Origin of the sequence: Mesorhizobium sp. AA23 (genome assembly GCF_001672435.1) — a bacterium.
In the GTDB taxonomy this organism is placed as follows: Bacteria; Pseudomonadota; Alphaproteobacteria; order Rhizobiales; family Rhizobiaceae; genus Mesorhizobium.
This window is the reverse complement of record NZ_LYTP01000012.1, coordinates 433,194-452,031: the sequence shown is the minus strand read 5'-3', so window position 1 is coordinate 452,031 and position 18,838 is coordinate 433,194. Positions and strand designations below refer to the sequence as shown.

Here is an 18,838-nt window from a genome sequence, read left to right as displayed (position 1 = left end):
CAAGGACGAAGCCGTGGGCTCGCTGAACATCGAGAACGTGAAGAAGGCATTCGGGCCGGTCGAGGTGCTGAAGGGCATCGACCTCGAGGTCAATGACGGCGAATTCGTCGTCTTCGTCGGCCCGTCCGGCTGCGGAAAGTCGACGCTGCTGCGCGTGATCGCAGGGCTAGAGGATTCGACCTCCGGGCGCGTGGTGATCGACGGCGACGACGTCTCCGTCACGCCGCCGGCAAAACGCGGCATCGCCATGGTGTTCCAGACCTACGCGCTCTATCCGCATCTGACGGTGAAGAACAATATGGGGCTCGGCCTGAAACAGGCCGGCACGCCTTCGGCCGAGATCGAGCGCCGCATCAAGATCGCTTCCGCGATGCTGTCGCTCGAGCCCTATCTCGAGCGGCGGCCGGCGGAGCTGTCGGGCGGGCAGCGCCAGCGCGTCGCGATCGGCCGCGCCGTGGTGCGCGAGCCGAAGCTGTTTCTGTTCGACGAGCCGCTGTCCAATCTCGACGCGGCACTGCGCGTCAACACCAGGCTGGAGATCGCGCAGCTGCACCGGCGGCTAAAGGCAACGATGATCTACGTCACGCACGACCAGGTCGAAGCGATGACGCTGGCCGACAAGATCGTCGTGCTCAATGCCGGCCGCATCGAGCAGATCGGCAGCCCGATGGAGCTCTACAATGCGCCGGCCAATGAATTCGTTGCCGGCTTCATCGGCTCGCCGAAGATGAATTTCATCGACGGCGCCAAGCTTGGCGAGACGGCGAAGACCGTCGGCGTGCGCCCGGAACATCTGACCGTCGATGCAAAATCCGGCGCCTGGAAGGGCACGGTGGTGCATGCCGAGCATCTCGGCGCCGACACCAATCTCTATCTCGACTGCGAGAAGGCCGGGCTGCTCACCGTGCGGATCTTCGGCGTCTACAATGCCGAACCGGGCGCGACGCTCTATGCAACGCCGGATCCGGCGAAGACGTATCGGTTCGGGGCAGATGGAAGGGTGTTGAAGTAGCGCCGGCCTCCCCTTCTCCCCTTGCGGGAGAAGGTGGATCGGGGCGCAGCGCCGAGACGGATGAGGGGTGCTCCAGCGGAGTGCGACGCTTACTTCTGCAATGCAGAGATCGTTCCAACACCCCTCATCCGGCCGCTTCGCGGCCACCTTCTCCCACAAGGGGAGAAGGCGAGGTCTGCGCTTACTCGTCCGCCTTGAAGGTCTGCTTCTGCTGGCCCATGCCCTCGATGCCGAGCTCGACGACGTCGCCGGCCTTCAGGAACACCGGCGGCTTCATGCCCAGCCCGACGCCGGGCGGCGTTCCGGTGGAGATGATGTCGCCGGGATGCAGCGACATGAACTGGCTGAGATAGGAAACCAGATACTTGACGCCGTAGACCATCGTCTTGGTCGAGCCGTTCTGCATGGTCTTGCCGTTGACCGTCAGCCACATTTTGAGGTTCTGCGGGTCGGCGATCTCGTCCGTGGTCACCAGCCAGGGGCCGATCGGGCCAAACGTGTCGCAGGACTTGCCCTTGGTCCACTGGCCTTGGCGCTCGGCCTGGAAGGCTCGCTCGGAAACGTCGTGCGCGACGCAATAGCCGGCAACATAATCCAGCGCGTCGTCCTCGCTGACATACTTCGCCGTCTTGCCGATGACGACGCCGAGCTCGACCTCCCAGTCGGTCTTGACCGAGCCGCGCGGGATGAGCACGTCGTCATCCGGCCCGACGATAGCCGAACTCGCCTTCATGAAGATGATCGGCTCCGGCGGCACGGTGGCGCCGGTCTCGGCAGCGTGGTCGGAATAGTTGAGGCCGATGCAGACGAATTTCCCCGTGCCGGCCACGCAGGCGCCGATGCGTGGGCTACCGGAAACAGCCGGCAGCGATTTCGGATCGAGCTTCGACAGCATCTCCAGCGAAGCCGGATGCAGCGCCGTGCCGGCGATGTCGGCGACATAGGCCGAAAGATCGCGGATCGTGCCATCCTGATCGAGCAGGCCGGGACGCTCGCTTCCCATCTCGCCATAGCGCAGCAACTTCATCTTTTCTCTCCACCTTGCGGCCAAAGACCGATTTGCAAAACTTTCCGCCACGACCTCATGCGAAAATCGGGCGGACCCTAGCCATCAGCCTGGTACCCCGCAAGCGCGGACTCCACGCAGTAGGTCGGCAGGCTGGATTTTTCAGACTTTTCGATGCTTCCGATGAACGCGTAGCCCCGATCCGATCTTCCTGTTCGCCCACTAGCACTGCGAACCGCCCTATTTTCGAAACGGGCGTCAGATCGACCAGCCGCCATCAATATTGTAGGCCTGCCCCGAAGTGTAGGTGGCGCCCGCCAGATAGACGGCGAGATCGGCGATTTCTTCCGGCGTGCCCAGCCGTCCCATCGGCTGGCGGGCGATGAAGGCGGCGCGCGCCGCCTCATAATCGCCCTGCGCATGCATGCGGTCCTGCAGCGACGGGCTCTCGACCGTGCCCGGACAGATGGCGTTGCAGCGGATGCCCTTAGCCACATAGTCGGCGGCGACCGCCTTGGTGAGGCCGACGACCGCGGCCTTGGTCAGACCGTAGACGAAACGGTTCGGCACGCCCTTCTGCGAACTCGCCAGCGATGCCATGTTGATGATCGAGCCGTCGCCGCGCTCCAGCATGCCGGGCAGCACGGCGCGGATGGTGCGGATCATAGAGCGGACATTGAGATTCAGGGCGAAGTCGAGATCGGCATCCGTCATTTCGAGGATCGAGCCCGAATGGACGAAGCCGGCGCAATTGAACAGAACATCGACCGGGCCGATCTCGGCGAAGGCCGATGTCACGGCCGCGTCATCGAGCACGTCGAGCTTGCGGGTTTTTATGCCGGAAGTCTTGCCGAGTTCCGCCAAAAGCTGCTCGTTGATGTCGGTGGCATGAACGGTGGCGCCGGCCTTGGTGAAAGCCAGCGCGCTCGCCCGCCCAATGCCTTGCGCCGCCGCGGTGATGACGACCACTTTGCCTGCCAGATCCGCCATGCTTCCCTCCGGTGTCGCAAGCTTTCTTAGTGGCGGCCAGACGGGATGCAATGTGCCAGGCGAGCCTGACCGCTATTCCGCAGGCCAATTGTTTTTTCTGGTTAAAGAACACATGCCGATGCGTCAAGCCTGGAAGCCTGCGGCAAACGCGCCGAATTTGCGGCGCGAGTGTCGTCAAACCAGACCCGGTCTGGAACGCGCTTAGTCGCCGTAAGGCAACCAAACGTTCTTGACCTCGATGGCGCGGCGCAGGACGGCCTCGCCAGCCGCCTCGCTCGATGTCCAGTCGAGGCTGCGGCCATTGCCGGTCCAGACGCGCTTGAGGTTGCCGATGGAATCGGCCTCCGCCTTGGCGCAGGTGTCGGCATCGGCAAACACCCAGAGCCCATCGACGTCGTCGTGCTTGGCCAGAACGCCGCAGAGCTCGGCGCTGCGGCCGGTGACGATATTGATCGCGCCGGCCGGAATGTCGGAATATTCGATGATCTGGTAGAGATCCGTGGCTAAAAGCGGGTGACGCTCGGACGGCACGGCCACCACGGCGTTGCCCATGGCGAGCGCCGGCGCCACCAGCGAGACGAAGTTGAGGAGCGGCTGATTGTCCGGCGCAACGATGCCGACGACGCCGACAGGCTCGTGCAGCGCAAGCGTCACGGCGCGGGCCGGCGGCTGGTGGACGCGGCCCTCGAACTTGTCGGTGAGGCCGGCATAGAGGAACAGCCGCTCGATGGACTGCTCTACCTCCTCGCGCGCTGCCTTCGCCGTCACGCCGGCGAGTTGGACAAGGCGTGCAGCGAACTCATCGGCACGGCCCGAAAGGTTTTCCGCGAAGTAGTAGAGCACCTGGCTGCGGTTGAAGGCCGTCGCGTCCGGCCAGGCCTTGCAGGCGCGCGCGGCGGCGACCGCGTCGCGGATATCCTTGCGGTTGCCAAGGCCAACTTCGCCGGCAAGCTTGCCCTTGGCGGTGGCGACGGCCAGCGAGTAGTTGCCGTCCGGACGCACCTGCTTGCCGCCGATGAACAGCTTTGCCGTGCGGTCGATGGCCATACCGTCAGCCTGCTCGACGACCTGCGCCGAGCCGACTGCGGCCGGCTTGATGGCGGGGCCGACCGGCAGCTTGGCGGCAAGATATTCGAACATCCCTTCCCGTCCGCCTTCGCGACCGAAGCCGCTTTCGCGATAGCCGCCGAAGCCGCAGGCCGCATCAAACATGTTGGTGCCGTTGACCCAGACGACGCCCGCCTTCAATTGCGGCGCGACATGCAAAGCGAGATTGACGTTCTCGCTCCACACCGAAGCGGCAAGACCGTAACGCGTGTTGTTGGCTAGCTCGATCGCCTCCTCGGTGTTGCGGAAGCTCATCGTCGCCAGCACCGGCCCGAACACCTCCTCCTGCGCCAGGATATTAGCCGGCGAAACAGAGGTGGCGAGCGTCGGCAAGTGATAGTAGCCCGTCGTCGGCAAGGCAGCGTCCGGCTGCCAGCAAGCGGCGCCCTGCCTGGCGCCCTCGGCGATCAGGCCCTTGACGCGGTCGAGCTGCGTGCGGTCGACCAGCGGCCCGATGTCGGTGTTCTTGTCGAGCGGGCTGCCGACGCGCAGGCGGCTCATCCTGACCTTGACCTTGGCGATGAAGGCCTCCGCGATGCCTTCCTGCACCAGGAGCCGCGAGCCGGCGCAGCAGACCTGGCCCTGGTTGAACCAAATGCCGTCGACCAGTCCCTCGACGGCGCTGTCGAGGTCGGCATCCTCAAAAACGACGAAGGCCGATTTGCCGCCGAGCTCCAGCGACAGCTTCTTGCCCGATCCGGCGGTTGCCTTGCGGATGATCTTGCCGACCTCGGAGGAACCGGTGAAGGCGATCTTCTGCACGCCCGGATGGTTGACGATGGCGGCACCCGCCTCCGGTCCGCCCTGAACGATGTTGACGACGCCTTTCGGCACGCCGGCGCGCTCGCAGATCTCGGCGAACAGTATGGCGGTGAGCGGCGTGAATTCGGCCGGCTTCAGCACCACCGTACAGCCGGCCGCGAGCGCGGGCGCGATCTTCCAGGCCAGCATCAGCAGCGGGAAGTTCCACGGAATGACCTGGCCGACGACGCCGACCGGCTTGTGGCCGGGAAAATCCTTCTCGAGCGTCTGCGCCCAGCCGGCATGATGGATGAAATGGCGGATCGCCAGCGGCACGTCGATGTCGCGGCTCTCGCGGATCGGCTTGCCGTTGTCGATCGATTCCAACACTGCGAACAGGCGCTGATGGCGCTGCATGGCGCGGCCGATGGCATAGAGCACTTTGGCTCTGGCGTAGCCCGAGGATGCCGACCATTTCGGCAGCGCCTTTGCGGCCGCCGCGACCGCGGCGTCGATGTCGCCGGCGCCGGCATCCGAGATCTTCGCCAGCAGCTTGCCGGAGGACGGCTCGCTGGTATCGAAAGTCTTGCCGCTTGCCGCCGCCTTCCAGGCGCCGTCGATGAACAGCGCCCTGGAGAAATCGCGGCCGGCGAGCCAGGCGTCGGCCTCGTTGCGGGCTTCCGGCGCCGGGCCGTATTCCATGGCGCGATAGCGTTCGAGGATGTTCATGGGATGCCTCCTTTACCCTCCCCCTTGTGGGGAGGGTCGATCGGCGAAGCCGATCGGGGTGGGGGTAAATGGCTGACGGTTTGGTGCATTGGAAGGCAGATTTGTTTTTCGACCTCCACCCCGCCGCTTAGCGGCGACCCTCCCCACAAGGGGAGGGGTGGCTCACGCCATGGCGTGGCGATGGTTGGCCGAATAATGGCCGGTCAAATGATGTTCGAGCTGGCGCTCGATGTCCGTGAGCAGGCTGGAGGCGCCGAAGCGGAACAGCTCCGGCTCGAGCCAGGGCCGGCCAAGCTCTTCCTTCATCAGCACCAGCCAGTCGAGCGAGACCTTCGCGGTGGAAATGCCGCCGGCCGGCTTGAAGCCGATCAGATAGCCGGTCTCCTCGAAATAGGCGCGGATGGCGCGCACCATCGCAAGCCCGACGGGAAGCGTGGCGTTGACGCTTTCCTTGCCGGTCGAGGTTTTTATGAAATCGGCGCCCGCCATCATCGCCACCATCGAGGCCAGCATGACGTTGCGCAGGGTGGCGAGATCGCCCGTGCCTAGGATGACCTTGAGATGGGCTTCGCCGCAGGCGGCGCGCATGGCGACGATCTCGTTGAACAGCTCGCGCCATTTGGCGCCGTAAACCAGCCCGCGCGGGATGACGACGTCGATCTCGTCGGCCCCGACCTTCACTGAGGCCTCGATCTCCTGCAAACGGGTCGAGAGCGGCGCAAGGCCGTGCGGGAACGCTGTGGAGACGGCCGCGACATGGATGCCTGTGCCGCGCACCGCATCCACGGCCGTGGCAACGAAGGGATGGTAAACACAAACCGCCGCGGGGCGGATCGTTTCGTCGGCGATGCCGAGGCCCTCGACGATATCCCGGCGCAGCGGATTGATCGCTTTGGCGCAGAGCCGGCGCACACGCTCGTCGGTGTCGTTGGAATTCAGCGTGGTCAGGTCCATGCAGGCGATCGCGCGCAGCAGCCAGGCGGCCTGGTTGTCGGCCTTGATCGAGCGCCGCTTGGTGAGGGTCGCGACGCGGCGCTCCAGCGCCGAGCGGTTGACGCTGCGCACGGATTCGAGGAAGCCGAGGTCCAGCTTCATGCCAGGATTGCGGGCAATGCCGTGCTCCAGCGGCATCGGCGTGTTGGCGGCGGCACGCGCCGGCAGCGGCATGATCTTGGACGCGCCTGCGCCGGCCTCGCGGATGGTGCTGCTCATCTCCTGCCCTTTCATTCAGCGACGTGCACTGAAGATAGCCCGCGAAGTTGTCCTTCACGAGTCCTTCAGTGGCTCATAGCGGAAAAAGGCGGCAAAAGCAGTAGGTTTTTGACCGCATGGTCAAAACACTGGGAGACGCGCCTCAGCCGACGAAGGCGCGCTCGACGACGAAGCTGGCGGGATGGCTGAGCGAGCCCTCCTGGAAGCCGAGGCTTTCGGCGAGCTCCTTGACGTCCTTCAGCATGTGCATCGAGCCGCAGATCATGATGCGGTCGGTCTCGGGATTGAGCTTGTCGATGCCGAGGTCGGAGTAAAACTTGCCCGAGCCGATCAGGGCCGTGATCCGGCCCATGCGCGCCGACTCCTCGCGGGTCGTCGAATTGTAGAGCGTGACACGCCCGCCGGTCAGCTCGCCGATCAGCGGATCGGTCTCGAGCGCAGCCACCAGTTCCTGGCCGTAGGTGAGCTCGGCGTTGTCGCGGCAGGTGTGGGTGAGGATCACCTGATCGAACTTCTCATAGGTGTCGGGGTCGCGCAGCAGGCTGGCGAAAGGCGCGATGCCGGTGCCGGTCGAGATCATGAACACGCGCTTTGCAGGCGTCAGCGCGTCGAGCACCAGCGTGCCGGTCGACTTCTGGCGCATGATGACGGTGTCGCCGACCTCTATCTTCTGCAACTCGGAGGTCAGAGGACCGTCCGGGACCTTGATCGAGAAGAATTCGAGCTCGTCGTCCCAGGCGGGGCTGGCAACGGAATAGGCGCGGAAGATCGGCTTCTCGGCATTGGGCAGACCGATCATGACGAACTCGCCGGAGCGGAAGCGCAGCGACTGCGGGCGGGTGATGCGGAACGAGAACAGGCGGTCGGTGTAATGCTTCACCGATACCACGGTCTCCGCATAGACATTGGCCGGGATCGGGAACTGCAGCGGCTTTGCACCGGCGAGGTTCAACGCGGATGTCGTGTTCATCAAACCCAACTTTCCGGCGCGGACGCGGGGCGCTGGCGCCAAACTTTCTCCTGCGCGCCCGAACGGTCAGGTTCCGACGTGCTCTCTGCACACTGCCAAGCGGTAAGCTCTTGTGTCCGGAATTTATTAGTATACAAATGATCTTCAGGTCAAGATGGCAGCGTAAAACGGCTTTCCAAACCGAGGCATATCCGTAGTCCTGGCATTTCGGGTTTCGGCAATGAATGAGAAATTTTCGGCGTCGGCGGGAAGCGTGGTTGCCGGCATCGATGTCGGGGGAACTTTCACCGATCTGCTCCTGATCGACGGCAAGGCCGGCGGCAAGGTGCACATCGCCAAGACCCCGACGACGGTAGAAAATCAGGCCTTTGGCGTGGTCGCCGCACTTGGCGCGACCGGCTTTCCGGTCGAGGGCATCGACCTTATCGTGCACGGCACGACGACCACCACAAACGCCGTGCTGGAGCGCCAGCTGGCCAGGACCGGCATGATCACGACGCGCGGCTTCCGCGACGTGATCGAGCTTGGACGGCGCACGCGGCCGCAAGCCTATGGCATGACGGGCACCTTCGTGCCGGTCATTCCGCGCGATCTGCGGCTCGAAGTTTCGGAGCGCGTCGAGGCGTCCGGCGCGGTTCGCCTGCCGCTCGACGCGGCCGAAATGCGCGATGCCGTGAAAAAGCTGCTCGACGCCGGCTGCGAGTCGCTCGTCATCCATTTCCTGCATTCCTACGCCAACCCCTCGCACGAGCGGCGCGCGGCCGAAATCGCGGCGGAGCTCTGGCCGAACGGCCACATCACGACCGGCCATGCGCTGCTTTCGGAGGCGCGCGAATTCGAACGCGGCGTGACGGCGGCGGTCAACGCCTCGGTGCAGCCGATCCTGGAGCGCTATGTCGAGCGGCTGCGCAAGGAGCTCGCGGCGAAAGGCTATGCGCGCGACTTCCTGATCATGAACGGCAATGGCGGCATGATCTCGGCCCGCTTCGTCACGCAGGAATCGGCAAAGACCGTCATGTCCGGTCCGGCTTCCGGCGTCATCGCCGCCGCTTACACGGGAAAGCGTGCCGGCTTCGCCAACTTGGTGACCTACGATATGGGCGGCACCTCGACCGACGTGGCGCTGATCCGCAACGCCGAGCCCGCGGTCTCGAACGAGATCGAGATCGAATATGCGATGCCGATCCATGTGCCGATGGTGGCGGTGCACACCGTCGGCGCCGGCGGCGGCTCGATCGCGCGCGTCGACGCCGCCGGCCTGATCCAGATCGGTCCGGAAAGCGCCGGTGCCAATCCCGGCCCGATCTGCTACGGGCGCGGCGGCACGGAACCCACCATCACGGATGCCAATCTGGTGCTCGGGCGGCTGGCGCCGAAGAAGCTGCTTGCGGTCGACAATCCGGTCACTGTCGAGCGCGTCACCGCAATCTTCGAAGACAGAATCGGCAGGCACACGGGCCTTTCCGGCGTCGAGGCGGCCGGTGCCATCTTGAGGCTCGGCAACATGAAGATGGCGGGCGCCATCCGCATGGTTTCGGTGTCGCGCGGTCACGACCCGCGCGATTTCGCGCTGTTCGCCTTCGGCGGCGCCGGCCCACTGCACGCGACGGCGCTGGCCCGAGAACTCGGCCTGCCGAAGGTAGTGGTGCCGGCACGCCCCGGCATTACCAACGCGCTCGGCTGCGTCGTCGCCGACCTCAGGCACGACTTCGTCAATACGGTCAACCAGCCGGTAGCGAGCCTCGACGAAGCAAAGCTTCGCGAGTTGTTGGAACGGCACCGAAACGAAGGCGAGGCGCTGATCGGCAAGGAAGCGGTGAAGCCCGATGCAATCCGCGTCACCCACTCCGCCGACATGCAATTCGTCGGCCAGACGCACATCATCAACGTGCCGCTGCCCTCATCCTCGGTTTCACGGGCGAGGCTGCAGCAGCTGTTCGAAAAAGCCTATTTCGCGCGTTTCAAGGTTGAACTGCCGGAGATCCGCGCCAATCTCGTCAACCTCAACACCTCGGTGACGGGCGTGCGGCCGCAGATCGACCTGTCTCAGCTGATCGACCCGGCAGGACGCGCGGCGACGCTGGAGGAAGCGCGGCGCGAGATCCGGCCGGTCTGGTACAGCGGGCGCTGGCACGACACGCCGGTCTATGCGCGCGAGAGGCTGCCGCTCGACGCAGCAATCGAGGGACCGGCGATCCTCGAGCAGATGGACGCCACCACCGTGCTTGAGCCCGGCGATCATGCGCGTTCGGACGACGACGGCAACATTATCATCGACATCGGCGAGGCCTAACATGGCAAAGCTCGACACGATCACGCTTTCGGTGCTGCAGGCCGCCTTGCAGCAAGTTTGCGACGAGATGGATTTGACGTTTTCCCGCGCCGCCTTCTCGCCGGTCATCGCCGAGGCCAATGACCGCTCCGACGGCATCTATTCCGCCGCCGACGGCTCGCTCATCGCGCAAGGCAGCCAGGGCCTGCCGGTATTCGTCGGCGTCATGCAGTATTCGACCAAGACGGTGATCGAGATGATCGCCGACGGGCGCTGCCTGGCCCCCGAGCCCGGCGACATCTACATCGTCAACGACCCCTATCTCGGCGGCACGCATCTGATGGACGTGCGCTTCGTCATGCCGGTCTACCGCGACGGCAAAATCTTCTGCTGGCTGTCCAACACCGGCCATTGGCCGGATATCGGCGGCGCGGTGCCTGGCGGCTTCTCGGCCTCGGCCACCGCCGTCGAGCAGGAAGGTCTGCGGCTGCCACCGGTGAAGCTGTTCAAGAGGGGCGTGCTCGATCCCGAGATCTACGCTATCATCTGCTCCAACATTCGCGTCGCCGACCAGCGCATCGGCGACATCCGCGCCCAGGCTGCGGCGCTGCTGATCGGCCAGGACAGGCTCAATGAAATACTGGATCGTTACGGCGACGAAACCGTCGTCGAGGCGATCGCCGAATTGCGCCGCCGCGCCGCCGAACAGATGCGCGCCTCGATCGCCGTTATCCCGGACGGCGTCTACCGCTCGCAGGCTTTTGTCGATTCCGACGGCGTGGTGAACGAGCCGCTGACCATCAATCTCGCCGTCGAGAAGAAGGGCGACAGCCTGACCTTCGATTTCGCCGGCTCGTCAAAGCCCTGCGCAGGCCCGATGAACAGCGTGCTGGCGACGACGCTGTCGTCGGTCTATCTCGCCATGCGCCACATCTTCCCCGAAGTGCCGATCAGCGCCGGCGCGTTCGAGCCGCTCAATGTCAAGCGGCCGGAAGATACCTTCCTCGACGCCAAGTATCCGCGGCCGGTCTCGGGCTGCGCGGCGGAGGTTTCGCAGCGTATTGCGGAGGCCGTGTTCGCGGCGATGGTGCAGGCATTGCCGGAGAAAGTGACGGCAGCGCCCGCCGGTTCCAGCGGCAATTTCGCGCTCGGCGGCAACGACCCGGCACGCGGCCGCGACTATGTCATGTACCAGATTTCGGGCGGCGGCTATGGCGGCAATGCGGGCCATGACGGCTTGAGCAATGGCTGCTCGACGATCGGCATTTCGAAGTCGCCGCCGGTCGAGATCATGGAGCAGGCGTTCCCGGTGCTCTACCGCCATTACGCGCTGCGCGAAGGCTCCGGCGGTGCCGGCAAACATCGCGGCGGCTTCGGGCTCGCCTATGAAGTCGAGATCCTGCGCGGCGAGGCGCGCGCGTCCTTCGTTATGGACCATGGCCGTTTCGGGCCGCAAGGCGCGCTTGGCGGCAGGGACGGCGCGCCGAACAGCGTGACCGTGTTTCGGGGCGGCGAAGCGCATGTGCCGCCGCATCTGTCGAAGGAGCAGGATATCGCGCTCAAGGCCGGCGACCGCGTGCGCGTCGGCACGCCCGGCGGCGGCGGCTATGGCGATCCGCGCGAGCGCGATCCGAAACAGATCGCCGAGGATGTCCGGCTCGGCTATTATACGCCTGAGCAGGCCAAGGAGATGTTCGGGGTCGATCCGGAGGTTTGATCAGGCCAGCTTCGCCAGCAGCCGCAAGAAGGTCGCGGCCTCCTTGGCCGTGAGCGGCGCCAGCGTTTCCTCGGTGATGGTGCGCGCAAGCGGGATCAACCGCTCGATCGCCTCGCGGCCTTCAGCCGTCAGATTGACCAGCAGCCGCCTCTTGTCGATCTCGTGCTTGGAAAGCTCGACCAGCCCGCGCGCCTTCAGCCGGTCGATGACGCCCTTTACGGTCGCGGCATCCATGGCGATCAGCGTGCCGAGCTGGTTCTGCGAGGTCTCGCCGATGTCGTAGAGCTTGGCGAGAGCGGCGAATTGCGGCGGCGTCAGATCGCCAATGTGGGAGGCGAAGATCGCCACATGGCGCTGATGCGCCTTGCGCAGGATGAAGCCGACCTGGTCCTGCAGATGGTAGTTGTTCTCGTCCAGCTCTTCGGCCTCGACCAGCCGCAGCAGATTGTCCTCGCCGCTCATCTCAAGCCGTCCCAAGCCTTGATGTCTCCGGCCGCAAGGCCGCCCATGCGGTTGTGGACGCGCGGGCCGCAGGTCATGGCGAGGCAGAACAAGATCTCGTCGAGACGCGGGCCGTCGCTGATGCCGACTTCCATCGCGTCGAAATGGCTGCGCACATAGGCAGCGTTGATGTGGCCGAGCGGAACATCGAGCCGTGCGCCGAAGGCGCCGACCTTCTTCGCCGACGGCACGATCGCCTTGGCGTCGCCGAGCCGCTCGCGCATGGCGTAGCCGCCGGGCACGTGCCAGAGCGCGCCGTGCTCCAGTTCGCCGGCACTGCCGACGATGGCGCCCTTGCCGTAACCGTCGATCTTTTTCACATCGCCGCCAAGCGCGGCGATCAGCCTGTCGGAAAGCAACAGCCCGAGCGGCTTCAGGTCCTCCATCGCGCCCTGCAGGTCCTCGACATAGCGACCGGCAAACGGGTTCTTGACCACGGCGAGAGCCGCGGCGCGCAGGCGCGGCTCCTTCGCCGCTGGGCCGCCGTCGTGGAAGATCTCTTCGGTCAGCACCGCGACCTTGCGGATCGGGAATTCAGGCATGGGCAGTTTCCTTCGCTTTATGCTTGTTGGGCGCAGCGAGCGCCACGGAGCCACTGATGCGGGTTTGGCCGGCAAGGAACAGCGCCGACGCGGCGATCAGGCCGCGCCGACGAAAATCTTCGGCGACGGCAAGGCCGTTATCCAGCGCCCGGGCCGCCTCGCCGGGCGCTAGCCCGCCGACGTCCTGCGTCACCAGCCGTTCGCCGAGATCGCTGTCGGGCGAAAGGTCCCGCGCGGGCACGCGATGAACCGCTGGATGCCCAGGCAGGTCGACCGCGTTGGCAATCAGCGTCGCCGCGGCATCCGCCTCGGCGCCGGTCCGCGCCAGCACGGTTACCGCGTCGGCGATGCCCAGCGAAAAGGAGCGGCCGCGCCAGCCACTGGTGGCGACACCGCGCACGCCGTCTTCGGCGCGGATCGTGATGCGGTCGGCCATGCCGTGCCCGGTGCCGGCGATCGCCAGCGTTATCGTGCCGCCCTTGCCGAGATGAATGGCGCTGTCGCCGCCATTGTTGACGTAGGCGCGCTCGAGCCGGCGTCCGGCGAGAAGCGCGGCCAGAACTTCGTCGGCTACCGAACCCGCAACGGCGGCCATCGGCGTGATGAAGCTTTCCGCGAGCGGTGAGACCGCGGCCTCCATGCGCCGCGCGGTCGGACCTGCAAAAACGCTCGGCGTCAAAGACGCCGGACGGCGCAATTCGGGAAGCTCCTCGACCAGTTCGGTCAGGATCGTCTGGAAGCGCGCGACGGCCTGCACGCAGCCGGCGCGGCGTTCAGCTGCATCGCCAAAGGCCTCGACGATGAGGTCGATCGGCCCGTGATTGAGATGAAGCCGCCTGCCGTCGGCGAGCCAATGCGCCTGCGGGCCGTTCATCAGTCGGCCCCATTGGCCGGGGTGCGGCGCAATTGCGCCAACGGCGGCCAGGGATTGCCGGCCGGCGCGCCGACATTGCTGCGCGGATTAAGGTATTCGCCGCCTTTGGCAAGAATGTCCTCGACGCTGCGGATCTCGTCCTCGTAACCGCCGAGCCGGACGTAGTCGTCGCGGCGCATGGTGAATTCGATCGGCGCGACCAGCGCCGGCGTCGGCACATAACCGAATGCGCCTTCCGGCACGCGGGTGACATCGACCATCAGGGTGATGCCGCCGCCCGGCCAGACATAGACCGGCGCGCCGCCGACCGTGACATAGGTCTTCAGGCCCTGAACCGAGCGGGTGAGATTGACCGGGTTTTCGGTGACGCCGGCGCGCAGCGAGCCGCCCGCGCCGCCGATGAAGAGCACAGTGCACAGGGCCGGCTCGCAATTGTCCTCGATCAGGCCGACGGATTTCTGCAGCCGCTCCGGGAACGGTTTCTCGACCGGTTTCAACTGATCGTCCAGTTCGTAGTAAGCGAACTGTTCGCCCGTGGTCGAGACCATCAGCAGCGACAGGCCGGGGCGAGCACCCTTCTTGGCGTTCCAATCGCCCAGGATCGACAGCGGATCGGAGATCGTCGTGCCGCCCCAGCCGAGACCGGGCTCCGAAACCTTGAAGTAGCGGCCGGGCGTCGAGCGGCGGCCGATGATCTTTATCCCGGTATCCTCCCAGCCCAATACCTTGCCGGCCTGATGTTCCGACACGACGCCGGTGATATGGTCGTCAACCACCACAACCTCGTCGACGAGCCCGCGCCATTGCGTGGCGAACATGCCGATGGTGGCCGAACCGCAGCCGACGCGCATGCGATGCTCGATCTTGCCGTCGATGACCGGCGCCTTGCCAGCCTCGACAATGACCGTCGCACCGCCGTCGATGGTGAGCTCGACCGGCTTCCTGTTGCAGAGGTTGAGAAGCGCGTCGCAAGTCGCGCGGCCTTCAGCCTTGGAGCCGCCGGTCAAGTGATGCACGCCGCCAAGCGACAGCATCTGCGAGCCATATTCGCCAGTGGTGACGTGGCCGATCGCCTCGCCTTCCGAGCGCACGGTCGCCGTCTCGTCGCCGATGTGGCGGTCCGTATCGATCTTCACCTTGACGCCGCAATAGGAGAAGATGCCCTCGGTGACGACGGTGACGAGATCGACGCCCTCGACCTCCTGGCTGACGATGAAAGGTGCGGGCTTGTAATCCGGGTAGGTGGTGCCGGCCCCGATCGCGGTGACGAAGCGGCGGCCGGTGTTGACCAGCTCACCACCCCACTCCTCGCCCTCGGCGACGAATGGCACGACCGCGCCGCCGGTCTCGGCCGCGTGGTCGAGGATGGTCAGGGGATCCATGCGCACGATGCGCCCGCCGACATTGCCGTAGCGGTCGCAGGCGCCGGTGCGGCCGTCGGCGATGTAGCACATCACCGGACAGGCATCGCAGCGGATCTTCTCCGCCACCTGCTTCTCACCGGGATCGTGGGTTTCGAAACGTTCGGCAAGCTCGCTCATCGGCGCGCCTCCTTTTCGCGGATCGCCGCCAGGATGCGGCTCGGCGTCGCCGGGACTTTAGTGACCAGCACGCCGGTGGCATGTCGGATGGCGTTGAGGATCGCGGGCGCGGTCGGGATCAGCACATGCTCCCCCAAACCCTTGGCGCCGAAAGGTCCTTCCGGGTCCGGAACTTCCACCAATATGTGCTCGACCGGCGGCACGTCGCCGATGGTCGGGATGAGGTAGTCGTGCAGGTTCTCGGTGCGGCCGGGGATATATTCCTCCGTCAGTGCCATGCCGATGCCTTGCGCGATGCCGCCCTCGATCTGCCCCTCGACCAGTACCGGGTTGATGGCCTTGCCGACATCATGCGCGGCGGTGATCTTGAGCAGCTTCACCGTGCCCAGCTTGAGATCGACCTCGAGCTCGGCGATCTGAGCGCCATAGCCATAGACGGCGTAGGGCTTGCCCTGGCCCTTGGCGTCGAGCGGCAGCGTGGGCGGATCGTAGGTCTCTTCGGCGACGAACACCAAGCCATCGGCATCGACCTTCAGTGTTGACAGATCGATGCGCCGCGTCGCGTCCCCCTCGCGGATTGAGATGCTTGCGCCGTCGAGCGCGATCGTCGCCTTCTCGGAAACATTGGCGAAACGCAGGATCTTTTCGCGCAGCGCTCGGCCTGCCTTTTCGGCCGCCTTGCCGGTCACAAAAGTCTGGCGCGAGGCGGATGTTTTGCCGGCGTCCGGCGTGATGGCGGTGTCGGCGCTCTTCAGCCGGAATTTCGCCAACGGCAAGCCGAGCGCATCGGCACAGATCTGGGTGATGACCGTGTTCGAGCCTTGGCCGATGTCGACGGCGCCCTGGTGGAGCACGACATCTCCGGAGGCAGAGATGCCGACCTTGATCGTCGAAGGATTGGGCAGCGAAGTGTTGCCGCAGCCATACCAGCAAGAGGCGACGCCGACGCCGCGCTTGCTTGCCGTGTTGACGGCGTTGAAGGCTTCCGCCTCGCCAAGCGCGCGCGCCCAATGCGGTTGAAGCAACTCCAGGCATTCACCGATGCCCACGCCCGATTCCAGGCGCTGGCCTGTGACCGTTTCGCACCCGTTCCGAAGGCAGTTCTTTAGCCGGAAATCGAGCCGATCCATGCCAAGCTTGCCGGCGAGCTCGTCGTAGAGGGTTTCCTGCATGATGGTCGCTTGCGGCACGCCGAAGCCGCGGAAGGCGCCGGCGATCGGGCCGTTGGTGTGGATGGCCCTGCCCGTCGCCCGGTAGTGCGGCGTCTGATAGGGACCGGAGGCGTGCACCGGCACGCGGTTGGCGACCGTCGGGCCCCAGCTTGCATAGGGGCCGGTGTTGAAGTCGCCCTCAAAGATCATGCCGGTCACGCGGCCCTCGGAATCGGCACCGATGGTCGCCTCCATTTCGGCCGGATGGCGCTTGGTGGTCGACATCATGGATTCGTTGCGCGTGTAGGCGAGTGCCGCCGGCCTGCCGGTCTTCATCGCCACAAGGCCGATCAGAGGCTGCAGCGAGACATCGAGCTTCGAGCCGAAGCCGCCGCCGGTGGCGGTCGGCACGATGCGCACCTTTTCGACCGGGAGGCCGAGCACCTTGGCCGTGTCGTCGCGATCCATGTAAGGCGCCTGCGTGCAGGCGACGATGACGAGCGTGTCGCCATCCATGTAAGCGAAGCCCGCCTCCGGCTCGATATAGGCATGCTCGACGAAGGAAGTCTCGATGGCGCCGGAGACGGTGACAGCAGCGGCGGCAAGGGCACCGTCGGGATCGCCACGCTCGACATAGCCGGAGGTGAGCAGGTTCGCCGGGCGATGCCGGTGGATCAGCGCCGCGCCGTCGGCTTTCGCCTCACGGGGCTGCAGCACATGCGGCAGCTCCGTCCAGGCGATCGGAAAATCCGTCAGGTCGAGGTCGAGGATGGCTTCGCGCTCGCCCGCCACCAGCGCGACCGCCTCGCCGCGCAGCCGGGCGAAACCTTCGGCAAGGGCCGGCTGATCGGCAAAGGGGCCGATGACCCCGAAGCAGTTCCTGCCCGGAATGTCGGCGGCGGTGAAGACGCCGGCAATGCCGGGAAGCGCGTTGGCCCAGGCGTCGAGATCCCCGAAGCTGAAACCGGCATGATAGTAGGGCGAGCGGACGACCAGCACCGACAGCGCGTCGTGCGGAAAGGAATCGCCGCCGAATTTTTCGTCGCCGGTAACCTTCGGCACGCCGTCGAGCCGGATCGGCGAGGCGCCGACGGCGCGGCCGACCTCCGGCAGGCGACGGTCGAAACCGTCCATATGCTGCGAGGCATGCATCACCGCCGCGACGATTTTCCGGTACCCCGTGCAGCGGCAGAGCACGCCGCCCAGCGCATCCTGCGTCTCGGCCTCACTCGGCGTTGGGTTGCGCTCCAGCAGCGCGGTAGCCGCCACCAGCAGGCCCGGCGTGCAGATGCCGCATTGCGCGGCGCCGTGTTCGAGGAAGGACGCCTGCAAGGCCGACAGCCTGCCGTTGGCGAGGCCCTCGACCGTCGTGACGGCCGCGCCGGAGACCGAGGCCGCCGGCACAAGGCAGGCGCAGACGGGATTGCCGTCGACCAGCACGGTGCAGGCGCCGCAATCGCCGGCGTCGCAGCCGACCTTGGTGCCGGTCAGCCGCAACTCGTCGCGCAGAACCTGCGAGAGCCGCCGCACCGGCGGCACCGACACGCTGACAGCCGCGTCGTTGACCTCGAAGGCAATGTCGGTGCGCTCCATTGTCATGCGGCCACCTTGCCTTCGCCAAGGCTGGTCGCAGCGCACACCGCTCGGACAACGATCTCACGCGCCGCATGCTCCCGGTATTCGGCGCTGCCGCGCACATCGGCGATTGGCGACAGCTCGTCGGTCGGCGCGGACAGCACCGCATCGGCGAGCGCGGCGGTAACCGGCTGGCCGCGCAGGGCCGCCTCGACGCCGGCAAGACGACGGGCGACGGCGGAGCAGGCGCCGACAGCGATAGCAGCATCGGCGACCACGCCATCTTCGATCACGAGACGCGCCGCCGCCATGGCGATCGAGATCACGAGATAGCGCCGCGCGCCAAGCTTGACGAAGGCGGACGAGCCGACAGCCGAACGTTTCGGCACACGAATGGCGGTAACCATCTCGTCTGGCTGCAGCGCCGTGCGGCGATTGCCGAGAATGAACCCGCCAAGCGGCAGGTAGCGCGTGGCTTTCGCCGACCGCAATTCGACTTCGGCATCGACCACCTGCAGCGCCGGCACGCCGTCGGCGGCGGGCGAAGCGTTGCAGAGATTACCGGCGACCGACGCGACGTTCTGGATCTGGACCGAGCCGACTTCGCACGCGGCCGCCTTCAGCGCATCGAACGCCCTGGGCAGGTTGTGGCGCACAACGTCGGTCCAGGTGGTGCGGGCGCCGATCCGCCAATAGTCGTCCGTCTCGGCGATGCCGCGCAGCGCGGCGAGACCATTGATGTCGAGAATGTTGTCGCGGAAAGGTTTCGCGCCCTGCGCCGGATAGAAATCGGTGCCGCCGGCCAGAATGCGCCAGCGGTCCTCGCCAAGCAGAGCGAGCGCCTCGTCGACCGTGGTGGGTTTCGCGTAACGGATCACGCTTTGCCTTCCCAGAAAGG

The 18,838-nt window shown here is 65.8% G+C and carries 14 protein-coding genes; 3 read left to right on the top strand and 11 right to left on the bottom strand.

Annotated elements, in window-relative coordinates:
* The first annotated feature begins 13 nt into the window (after positions 1 to 13).
* Complete coding sequence (locus A9K66_RS12875; protein WP_066996130.1) at positions 14 to 1,012, top strand: ABC transporter ATP-binding protein; 999 nt, start codon at positions 14 to 16, stop codon at positions 1,010 to 1,012.
* Between the two features lie 181 nt (positions 1,013 to 1,193).
* Here the strand turns inward: A9K66_RS12875 and A9K66_RS12870 are convergent, their stop codons facing one another.
* From A9K66_RS12870 to A9K66_RS12850, 5 genes are all read right to left on the bottom strand, one after another.
* On the bottom strand, positions 1,194 to 2,039 hold the full coding sequence (locus A9K66_RS12870) for a fumarylacetoacetate hydrolase family protein (protein ID WP_067324033.1): 846 nt from the start codon (positions 2,037 to 2,039) through the stop codon (positions 1,194 to 1,196).
* A gap of 237 nt (positions 2,040 to 2,276) precedes the next feature.
* Entirely contained in the window at positions 2,277 to 3,008 is a 732-nt protein-coding gene (locus A9K66_RS12865; protein ID WP_067324031.1) for an SDR family oxidoreductase, read from the bottom strand.
* Between the two features lie 201 nt (positions 3,009 to 3,209).
* Positions 3,210 to 5,585, bottom strand: coding sequence for an aldehyde dehydrogenase family protein (locus A9K66_RS12860; RefSeq protein WP_067324028.1), 2,376 nt, complete (start codon positions 5,583 to 5,585; stop codon positions 3,210 to 3,212).
* 162 nt (positions 5,586 to 5,747) lie between these two features.
* Positions 5,748 to 6,797, bottom strand: a complete 1,050-nt coding sequence (gene deoC, locus A9K66_RS12855) for a deoxyribose-phosphate aldolase (RefSeq protein WP_067324693.1) — start codon at positions 6,795 to 6,797, stop codon at positions 5,748 to 5,750.
* Positions 6,798 to 6,939: 142 nt separating this feature from the next.
* Positions 6,940 to 7,767: a ferredoxin--NADP reductase gene (locus tag A9K66_RS12850; RefSeq protein WP_066996144.1), complete on the bottom strand. Its 828-nt coding sequence runs from the start codon at positions 7,765 to 7,767 to the stop codon at positions 6,940 to 6,942.
* 220 nt (positions 7,768 to 7,987) lie between these two features.
* On the opposite strand from A9K66_RS12850, the gene A9K66_RS12845 reads away from it, so the two are divergent.
* A complete protein-coding gene (locus A9K66_RS12845; RefSeq protein WP_067324026.1) occupies positions 7,988 to 10,060 on the top strand; it encodes a hydantoinase/oxoprolinase family protein in 2,073 nt (690 codons plus the stop codon).
* Position 10,061: 1 nt separating this feature from the next.
* On the top strand, positions 10,062 to 11,756 hold the full coding sequence (locus A9K66_RS12840) for a hydantoinase B/oxoprolinase family protein (protein WP_067324024.1): 1,695 nt from the start codon (positions 10,062 to 10,064) through the stop codon (positions 11,754 to 11,756).
* Here A9K66_RS12840 and A9K66_RS12835 read toward each other — a convergent pair whose 3' ends face one another.
* From A9K66_RS12835 to A9K66_RS12810, 6 genes are read right to left on the bottom strand one after another with little or no spacing between them, the layout of a single operon-like run.
* On the bottom strand, positions 11,757 to 12,218 hold the full coding sequence (locus tag A9K66_RS12835; RefSeq protein ID WP_067324022.1) for a MarR family transcriptional regulator: 462 nt from the start codon (positions 12,216 to 12,218) through the stop codon (positions 11,757 to 11,759).
* Positions 12,215 to 12,799 carry an amino acid synthesis family protein gene (locus A9K66_RS12830; RefSeq protein ID WP_067324021.1) on the bottom strand — a complete coding sequence of 195 codons (585 nt, stop codon included), beginning with the start codon at positions 12,797 to 12,799 and terminating at the stop codon, positions 12,215 to 12,217. Before A9K66_RS12830 ends, A9K66_RS12835 begins: the two co-directional genes overlap by 4 nt.
* Positions 12,792 to 13,673, bottom strand: a complete 882-nt coding sequence (locus A9K66_RS12825) for a thiamine biosynthesis protein ApbE (RefSeq protein ID WP_067324019.1) — start codon at positions 13,671 to 13,673, stop codon at positions 12,792 to 12,794. The genes A9K66_RS12830 and A9K66_RS12825 overlap by 8 nt, the downstream gene beginning before the upstream one ends.
* Positions 13,673 to 15,214, bottom strand: coding sequence for a 6-hydroxynicotinate reductase (locus A9K66_RS12820; RefSeq protein ID WP_067324017.1), 1,542 nt, complete (start codon positions 15,212 to 15,214; stop codon positions 13,673 to 13,675). Before A9K66_RS12820 ends, A9K66_RS12825 begins: the two co-directional genes overlap by 1 nt.
* A complete protein-coding gene (locus tag A9K66_RS12815; protein WP_067324015.1) occupies positions 15,211 to 17,964 on the bottom strand; it encodes a molybdopterin-dependent oxidoreductase in 2,754 nt (917 codons plus the stop codon). The genes A9K66_RS12820 and A9K66_RS12815 overlap by 4 nt, the downstream gene beginning before the upstream one ends.
* On the bottom strand, positions 17,961 to 18,818 hold the full coding sequence (locus A9K66_RS12810; RefSeq protein WP_067324013.1) for a xanthine dehydrogenase family protein subunit M: 858 nt from the start codon (positions 18,816 to 18,818) through the stop codon (positions 17,961 to 17,963). Before A9K66_RS12810 ends, A9K66_RS12815 begins: the two co-directional genes overlap by 4 nt.
* Between the last annotated feature and the right edge of the window lie 20 nt (positions 18,819 to 18,838).